6 protein-coding genes are annotated in these 7,493 nt (G+C 71.2%); all 6 read right to left on the reverse strand.

Annotated elements, in window-relative coordinates; all coding sequences use genetic code 11:
* Nucleotides 1-636: 636 nt before the first annotated feature.
* Nucleotides 637-1,839, reverse strand: coding sequence for an acyl-CoA dehydrogenase family protein (locus tag VFZ20_RS02985; protein WP_329682338.1), 1,203 nt, complete (start codon nucleotides 1,837-1,839; stop codon nucleotides 637-639).
* Between the two features lie 5 nt (nucleotides 1,840-1,844).
* A complete protein-coding gene (locus VFZ20_RS02990) occupies nucleotides 1,845-2,087 on the reverse strand; it encodes an acyl carrier protein (RefSeq protein WP_329682339.1) in 243 nt (80 codons plus the stop codon).
* A gap of 110 nt (nucleotides 2,088-2,197) precedes the next feature.
* A complete protein-coding gene (locus VFZ20_RS02995; protein ID WP_329682340.1) occupies nucleotides 2,198-3,115 on the reverse strand; it encodes a 3-hydroxyacyl-CoA dehydrogenase family protein in 918 nt (305 codons plus the stop codon).
* A gap of 130 nt (nucleotides 3,116-3,245) precedes the next feature.
* On the reverse strand, nucleotides 3,246-3,482 hold the full coding sequence (locus VFZ20_RS03000) for an MbtH family protein (RefSeq protein ID WP_329682341.1): 237 nt from the start codon (nucleotides 3,480-3,482) through the stop codon (nucleotides 3,246-3,248).
* A 42-nt stretch (nucleotides 3,483-3,524) separates the two neighbouring features.
* The gene (locus VFZ20_RS03005; protein ID WP_329682342.1) at nucleotides 3,525-4,910 is read right to left on the reverse strand and encodes an MFS transporter; all 1,386 of its coding nucleotides are present in this window, start codon (nucleotides 4,908-4,910) and stop codon (nucleotides 3,525-3,527) included.
* Between the two features lie 712 nt (nucleotides 4,911-5,622).
* A partial coding sequence (locus VFZ20_RS03010) for a non-ribosomal peptide synthetase (protein ID WP_329682343.1) occupies nucleotides 5,623-7,493 on the reverse strand: 1,871 nt, incomplete at its 5' end.

Genomic DNA, 7,493 nt, shown 5'->3' on the forward strand with positions numbered 1-7,493 from the left:
GGGCTGAAGATGGTGGCGCCGCCGCCCGCGTACGGAAAGCAGAACAGCCGCAGTCGGGCCGACGGATTGCGGCTGGGGTAGAGGGCCCAGCCGTTGAGGGGAGAACGCATCTGCATTCGCTTCTGAGGGTACGGCGCTGTCCGGTATCGCGGCGGCGCAACGACGGCGGACCGGGATCGGCGGACCAGGATCGGCGGACCAGGATCGGCGGACCGGGATCGGCGGATCCACGTCCGCGGACCGGGATCGGCAGATCGGGATCGGCAGATCGGGATCGGCGGACCGGGATCGGCGGACCAGGATCGGCGGACCGGGATCGGCAGATCGGGATCGGCAGACCGGGATCGGCAGACCGGGATCGGCGGACCAGGATCGGCGGACCGGGATCGGCAGATCGGGATCGGCAGATCGGGATCGGCGGATCACGGCGGGCACAGTTCGAGCGGCCGGCGCGGAGTCCCTGCCAAGCGAATGAATTCGCCGCTGGAAAGGCACGAAGTCCGCCTGCGCGGACTGCCCCAGCACGGGCGCCGGTATGCACCGGCGCGTCGGTTCGGCAGGATGCACGCGACCCGGCAATCACCCGGTTCGAAGGATACACCCTCTCCCGCGCAGTTTGCGGGAGAGGGTGCGAGCCTAGGCGAGCGGGTGAGGGCTCCCCGCCCGCTCCACCTCCCACCGGCCGATTGTCACCTGCTGGATCTGCGTGCTGCCTTCGATGATCTCCATCACCCGGCTGTCGCGCAGCAGGCGCTCGGCGGGGTAGTCGTCCGTGAGGCCGTTGGCGCCGTGGACCTGCACCGCCGCCAGGGCGGCGCGCGTGGCGGCCGTGCTGGCGAAGTACTTGGCGTGGAACACCTCGCGGCCCGCCTGGGGATCGCCCTCGTCGCGCAGCCAGCCGGCGTGCAGGCACAGCAGCCGCGCCGCGCGCCAGTCCGTGGCCATGTTGGCCAGCATCTGCTGCACCAGCTGGTGCTCGCCGATGACGGAGCCGCCCTGCACGCGTGTGGCGGCGTACGCGGCGCTGGCGTCCAGGCACGCGCGTACGATGCCCACGCATCCGCAGGCCACGCTGTAGCGCCCCAGCTCCAGGACGGACAGCGCCACGCCCAGGCCGAAGCCCGGCCCGCCCAGCCGGTTCTCCCGGGGCACGCGCGCGCCGTCGAAGGTGATCTGCGCGATCATGGACGCGCGGGTGCCGTGCACCGTGAGCGGCTGCACCGTCACGCCGGGCGCGTGCAGGTCCACCAGCAGGGCCAGCGGCTTGCCGTCGGCCTTGGCGAAGCAGAGCAGCACGTCGGCGATCTGGCCGTACGTGGTCCACTTCTTCACGCCTCGCAGCACGTACGCGTCGCCGTCCAGCTCGGCCGTGGTCTCGATGGCGGCGGCGTCGCTGCCCACGTTGGGCTCGCTCAGCCCGAACGCGCCGATGACCTCGCCGCGCGCCATGCGCGGAAGCCACGCCTCCTTTTGCGCACGGCTGCCCCAGCGGGCCACGGCGTGGCAGGCCATGCTGTGCACGGTGACGAGCGAGCGGATGGACGAGCATCCGCGGCCCAGCTCCTCGTTCAGCAGGCCGAAGGTCACGGCGTCCATTCCCCCGCCGAACTCGGCGGGGACCACCGCGCCCAGGAAGCCCTCCGCCGCCATCTTCTCGACGACGGACCGCGGCGTGGCGCCCTCGCGGTCCCACGCGCCGGCGAACGGGGCCACCTCGCGGTCCACCCACGCGGCGAACCGGCGCCGCGCATCTTCCTGCGCGGGGCCCAGCCCCGTGCGCAGGCCGACCTGCCCGGGGCGCCAGTCCACGGGCGGGGGCGGCAGTTCCAGGGACGACATGGCCGTCAGACCGCGGCGCCCTGCTTGCGCTCCACGAGCGCCGCGATGGCGTCGATCGAGCGGAAGTTGTCGATCTCCAGGTCTTCGCTCTCCACCTGGATGCCGAACGTCTGCTCCACGAACTGCACGAGCTGCATGGCGAACATGGAGTTCACGAAGCCGGTGGCGAAGATGTCCTCGCCGTCGCCCAGCGTGTAGCCGCGGACGAAGCGCGACACGAACTCGCGGATCTTGGTCTTGTTGTCCATCGGAGTCTGCTCGGGAAAGAAGTGCCTAGTGCCAAGTACCAAGTGCCAAGTGCAGAGAGACCGAATGCCGTTACTTGGCACTTGGCACTTGGCACTCGGCACTTTCTACGTCACGCCGCGGCGATGGCGGGGGCTCCCCCGGGAACGCCGTACTCAAAGAACCCGCGGCCCGTCTTGCGGCCGTGCAGCCCCGCGTCCACCATCTTCCGCAACAGCGGGCAGGGGCGGAACTTGGAATCGTTGTAGCTGTCGTACAGCACCTCCAGCGAGTGGAGGATGGTGTCCAGCCCGATCAGGTCGCCCGTGGCCAGCGGACCCATCTTGTGCCCGAAGCAGGTGACGAAGATGCGGTCGACGTCGGCCGCGCTGGCCACGCCGTCCATCACCTCCCAGATCGCCTCGTTGATGGTGATCATCAGCACGCGGTTGCTCACGAACCCGGGAAGGTCGTTGACGACGATGCCTTCCTTGTTCATCTGCCCCAGCAGCCGCAGCGCCGTGTCGATGGTCTGCTGCGAGGTGTGAAAGCCGCGGATGGTCTCCACCACGGGCTTGAGCGGCACCGGGTTCATGAAGTGCATCCCCAGCACCCGGTCCGGCCGGTGGGTCCACCCGCCGATGCGCGTGATGCTGATGCACGACGTGTTGGCCGCGAAGCACGCGTGCGGCGGGCACACCTCGTCCAGCACGGGATAGATGCGCTCCTTGACGGGCACCTTCTCCGTGGCGTTCTCCACCACGAAGTCGGCCTCGGCGAACGGCGCGTAGTCGGTGGTAAAGGTGATCTTCTCCAGCACCTGGGCCGGCGTGGGGCCGTCCTTCTGCCTGGTGAAGAAGCCGTGAAAGCGCACGTTGCGCTCGATCTCGGCGCGGGCGCGCTCCAGGAACGGCTCCGACAGGTCCAGCAGCACCACCCGGTGCCCGTGCTGGGCCAGGTCGTGCGCCACGCCCACGCCCATCACCCCCGCGCCCACCACGCCCACCGTCTTCAGGGGCGTCGCGGCCGCCGTGTCCTCGCTGGCTGACATCGCTCTTGCTTTGCGTGTGGATTTCGCGCGCGGAGGCGGGCGCGGGACGGCACCAAGCCGCCCCGCGTACCCTCGAACCGCGTACTTTCGTACTCCGTACCTTCGTACCGCGTACCTTCGTACGGCCGCTTTACGAGTTCTGGCCCTGCTGCGCGGCCATCTCCTCCATCTTCTTGCGCAGCGAGAGGGGGCGCATGTCCGTCCACACCTCTTCGATCCACGCCAGCACCTGGGGCTTGAGGCCCGGCGTGCCCACGGCGCGCCAGCCCAGGGGCAGCTCACGGTCGGCCGGCCAGATGGAGTACTGCTCCTCGTCGTTCACGACGGCCGTGTAGATGGTCGTATCTTCCTGGTCGCTGCTGCTCATGGTACGTCTGTGGTTCAGTGGGTGGGTTGCGATCCCGCGGAATCAGGCGCCCGCCGCCGCGGGTTGCGGCGCGGGCATGACGGGCTCGGGCGCGGGGCGCGCCGGGACCGCGTCGGGCACTTCGTCTTCCAGGCGCCGCACGCGCGGATGGGCGTACAGCAGCGCCGACATCGCCATCAAAAAGCCGGCGATGAGCACGTACATCAGGGCGATTCCCCGCCCCGGGCCCACGCCCAGCACGCGCCCCACGCTCCCCGCCAGGGCGCCGCCCGGCTGCATGAGCGGGTTGAACACCCGGTCGGCCAGGGGGCCGCACGCCAGCGCGGCGATGGGCGTGGTGGACAGGGCCAGCATGCGGCGGATGGCCAGCACGCGGCCCATCATCTCCTGCGGCGTCTTGCTCAGCCAGATTGCCTGGCTGCACGACTGCGACGTGGGCATGAGCACCAGGTTCATGAACATGGCCGCGCCCACCAGGGGCAGCGAGGGCCGCAGGCCGATGGTCATGAGCGACGCCGCGCCCAGCAGCTGCCCCAGCACCAGGCCGCGCACCTTGTTCCGGGGCCCGCCCCACGCGCTCAGCAGCATTCCGCCCGCCAGCATGCCCAGGCTGCTCACCGAGACCACCACGCCCAGCTGCGCCGGCGTGGCAAAGCTCAGCACCATGGGGCTGAAGAGCGGGTTCACCATGCCGCCCAACAGGTTCACCGCCGGAAAGTACAGCAGCAGCAGGAACAGCCCGCGCCGGGCGCGGATGAACATCCAGCCGTCGTGCGCCTCGCGCAACAGCGCCTTGCGGGGCTGGTTGCTGGCCGGCGGCTGCGGGATGTGCACGCGCGCCAGCGTGGCCACGGCCACCAGGAAGGTGACAAAGTCGATCAGGATGATGCCGCCCAGCCCGATCAGGCTCACCAGCACGCCGGCCAGCAGCGGGGTGACGATGCCGTTCACGGCGCCGCTGGTGTGCAGCAGCCCCGACGCGCGGGTAAAGTGCTGCCGGGGCACCAGCATGCCCATGGTGGCCGAGAACGCCGGCTCCGAGAACGTGCCCACGGCCGAGGACAGCACCGAGATCACGAACAGGTGCCAGATCTCGAACTGGTTGGTGAGCACCAGCCCGGCGATGACCAGCGAGAACACGGCGGCGATGCCGTCGCTGGCGATGAGCACCGTCTTGCGGCTCCACCGGTCCACCAGCGCGCCCGCGAAGGGCGACATGAGCACGGCGGGCACCGTGGCCGCGAAGAACAGCAGGCCGAACGCCTCGGCCGAGCCCGTCTTCTGGTAGATCCACACCGGCAGGGCAAACCCCGTGAGCCCCGACCCCAGCCCCGACACCAGCTGGCCGAACCAGATCACCGAAAAGGGGCCCATCTCGCGCAGCACCTGCCGAAGGGGCACCCGTGCCTGCTGCGTCGTTCCCGCCAAGGGACTGCCTGGGTTCGGGGATGCGGCGCCCCGCGGTCGCGGCACACCAGCTCGCGCGGCCAGGGCGGGTCAGGAGCAGTCCGTCCGGTCGTGGAGAGCGGGCAATCTAACCACTTGCCGCAGTTTTTGAAATACCATAATCCGCCAACCTGACGGCGGAGGATGAATTCGCGCGGCGTTTACGTGGCTCTGTTCCCCGGCCGTGTACCAGTCGATCCGCGCGCCACTCCTTTTCGGCAATCCCGTCGTCTCAACGTTTACGGACGACGCACGTTCGATTCGATTGCGCCACGTTGCGGGCGGTTTTGTTCGCGGAGTGGGCTTCGAGACGGAGCGACTGAAGTCGCCGCAACGACAGCGGAAAGCCTCGCAAACTACGCGAGGCTTCAACTGCGCGCGGGATGGCCCATGGACGGAGGGGGGCCCGTCCCCAGGCCCCCTCCCGCTCGTCAACTCGCGACCTCCCCCGCTGCGCGGAGGGAGGTGATGCGAGGATCGGGCGCCGGTGTACGCCGCCGGGGGTTTCGCTGGGACAGTCCCGCGCAGGCGGACTTCGTGCCTCTCCAGCGGCGAATTCATTCGCTTGGCGCGGGCTCGACTTCGCGGCACCAACCTGATTTTTCGCTGGGGCTCGGCCCCGCATCCGCCCCGTCCGGGTCTCGCCGGCCCGCCGGCACTGCCCGACTCCGCCGGATGGCGTCTCCTCCCCTCCCTACTCGTCCTGCAGCAGGGCCAGCACCTCCTCCTCGGAGAGGCCCTCCAGCCAGACGAGGCGGTCCTCCAGCGCGGGATCGTTTTCGCGGGCGCGGGCCACGCGCTCGGCGAGGCCGCGCACCGTGGGCGCCTCGAACAGCGCGGACACGGGCAGCCGCACGCCCAGCAGCTCGTCGATGCGCGTGACGATGCGCACGGCCCGCAGCGAGTGCCCGCCCATGGCGAAGAAGCCGTCCGTGGCACCCACGCGCTCCACGCCCAGCACCTCCGCCCACGCGACCGCGATGGCGCGCTCGTCGTCCGTCTCGGGCGCCACGTAGCCGTCCGCCGCCTCCGCGGACGACGCGGGCTCCGGCAGGGCGCGGCGGTCCAGCTTGCCGGCGGGCGTGAGCGGCAGCGCGTCCAGCACGGTGAACGTCGCCGGCACCATGTACGCGGGCAGCCGCGTTCCCAGCGCCTCGCGCAGCGCGGCGACGTCGAGCTCCGTGCCGTGGTGCGGCACCACGTACGCCGCCAGCGCGCGGTCGCCGCCGGCCGGGCCGCGCGCCACGACGGCGGCCTCGTGCACGTGCGGCAGGGTGCGCAGCGCGGCCTCGATCTCCGCCGGCTCGATGCGGAACCCGCGCACCTTTACCTGCTCGTCCGCGCGGCCCAGGAACTCCAGCACGCCGTCCGGCAGCCAGCGCGCGCGGTCCCCCGTGCGGTAGATGCGGGCGCCGGGCGGCCCGTACGGGTCTGGGACGAACTTCTCCGCCGTCAGCGCGGGACGGCCCACGTAGCCGCGGGCCAGGCCGTCGCCGTCCACGCACAGCTCGCCCGGCACGCCGACGGGGCACGGCTGCATCCGCCCGTCCAGCACGTACGCGCAGCTGTTCGCCACCGGCCGGCCGATGGGGATGGACACGGCGTCGTCCGCCACGGACGCCACCGGCTGGTACGTGCTGAGCGTGCTGTTCTCCGTGGGACCGTAGAGGTTGGCCAGGTGGCGCGGCTTCGCTTCCAGCGCCAGGCGCACGGCATCCGGCTCCGCAGCCTCGCCGCCGAAGAGGACGTCCCGGCCCGTGAATGCCTCCGGCGCCTCGCGCGCGACCTCGTTGAACAAGGCCGTCGTCAAAAAGAGCGTCGTCACCTCGCCGTCGCGGACGCGCGCGGCCAGCGCCGATGGGGACAGCACCGTCTCCCGGGGGATGACGACGGAGCAGCCGCCGTTCAGCAGCGGGCCCCACACCTCCATGGTGAACGCGTCGAACGAGGGGCTGGCCGCCTGCGCGAAGCGTGCGCCCTGCAGCGGCGTCCAGTTGGCGCCACGCACGAGACGGACGATGCCCCGGTGCGTGATCCCGATCCCCTTGGGTGTCCCCGTCGACCCGGACGTGTAGAGCACGCACGCCAGCGACTCCGCCGCCGCGAACGGCGCATGCGCTCGATCCCCATCCGCCCGATCCGCATCCGCCGAATCGTCGAGATCCGCCATGCGCAGCACGGGGCCGCGGAAGTCGGCGAGGGCGGCGGGCACCTCGTCCGAGACGATCAACGCGGCAACGCCGGCATCCGCCAGCATGAAGGCCAGGCGCGCGGCGGGGAAGTCCGCGTCCAGCGGCACGTACGCGCCACCGGCCTTCAGCACGCCGAGCACGGCGGTGATCAGCTTCGCGCCGCGCTCCACGGCCACCCCCACGCGCGCCTCGGGCGCGAGCCCCAGCGCCCGCAGCCGCCGCGCGACGCGGTCCGACGCGGCGTCCAGCTCCGCGTAGTCGAGGACGGCGTCGTCCGCGTCCACGGCGGGCGCGCCCGGCGTGCGCGCCGCCTGCTCCGCGAACAGCGCGTGGACGGTGGTCTCGCGCGGGTAGTCTGCGTCCGCCCGGCCCC

This window comes from Longimicrobium sp., from assembly GCF_036280135.1.
Classification (GTDB): domain Bacteria; phylum Gemmatimonadota; class Gemmatimonadetes; order Longimicrobiales; family Longimicrobiaceae; genus Longimicrobium.

What these genes read in the sequence shown, in the direction of transcription:
- VFZ20_RS02985 (WP_329682338.1), bottom strand. Translation starts at nt 1,839, where the DNA reads ATGTCGTCCCTGGAACTGCCGCCCCCGCCCGTGGACTGGCGCCCCGGG.
- VFZ20_RS02990 (WP_329682339.1), bottom strand. Translation starts at nt 2,087, where the DNA reads ATGGACAACAAGACCAAGATCCGCGAGTTCGTGTCGCGCTTCGTCCGC.
- VFZ20_RS02995 (WP_329682340.1), bottom strand. Translation starts at nt 3,115, where the DNA reads ATGTCAGCCAGCGAGGACACGGCGGCCGCGACGCCCCTGAAGACGGTG.
- VFZ20_RS03000 (WP_329682341.1), bottom strand. Translation starts at nt 3,482, where the DNA reads ATGAGCAGCAGCGACCAGGAAGATACGACCATCTACACGGCCGTCGTG.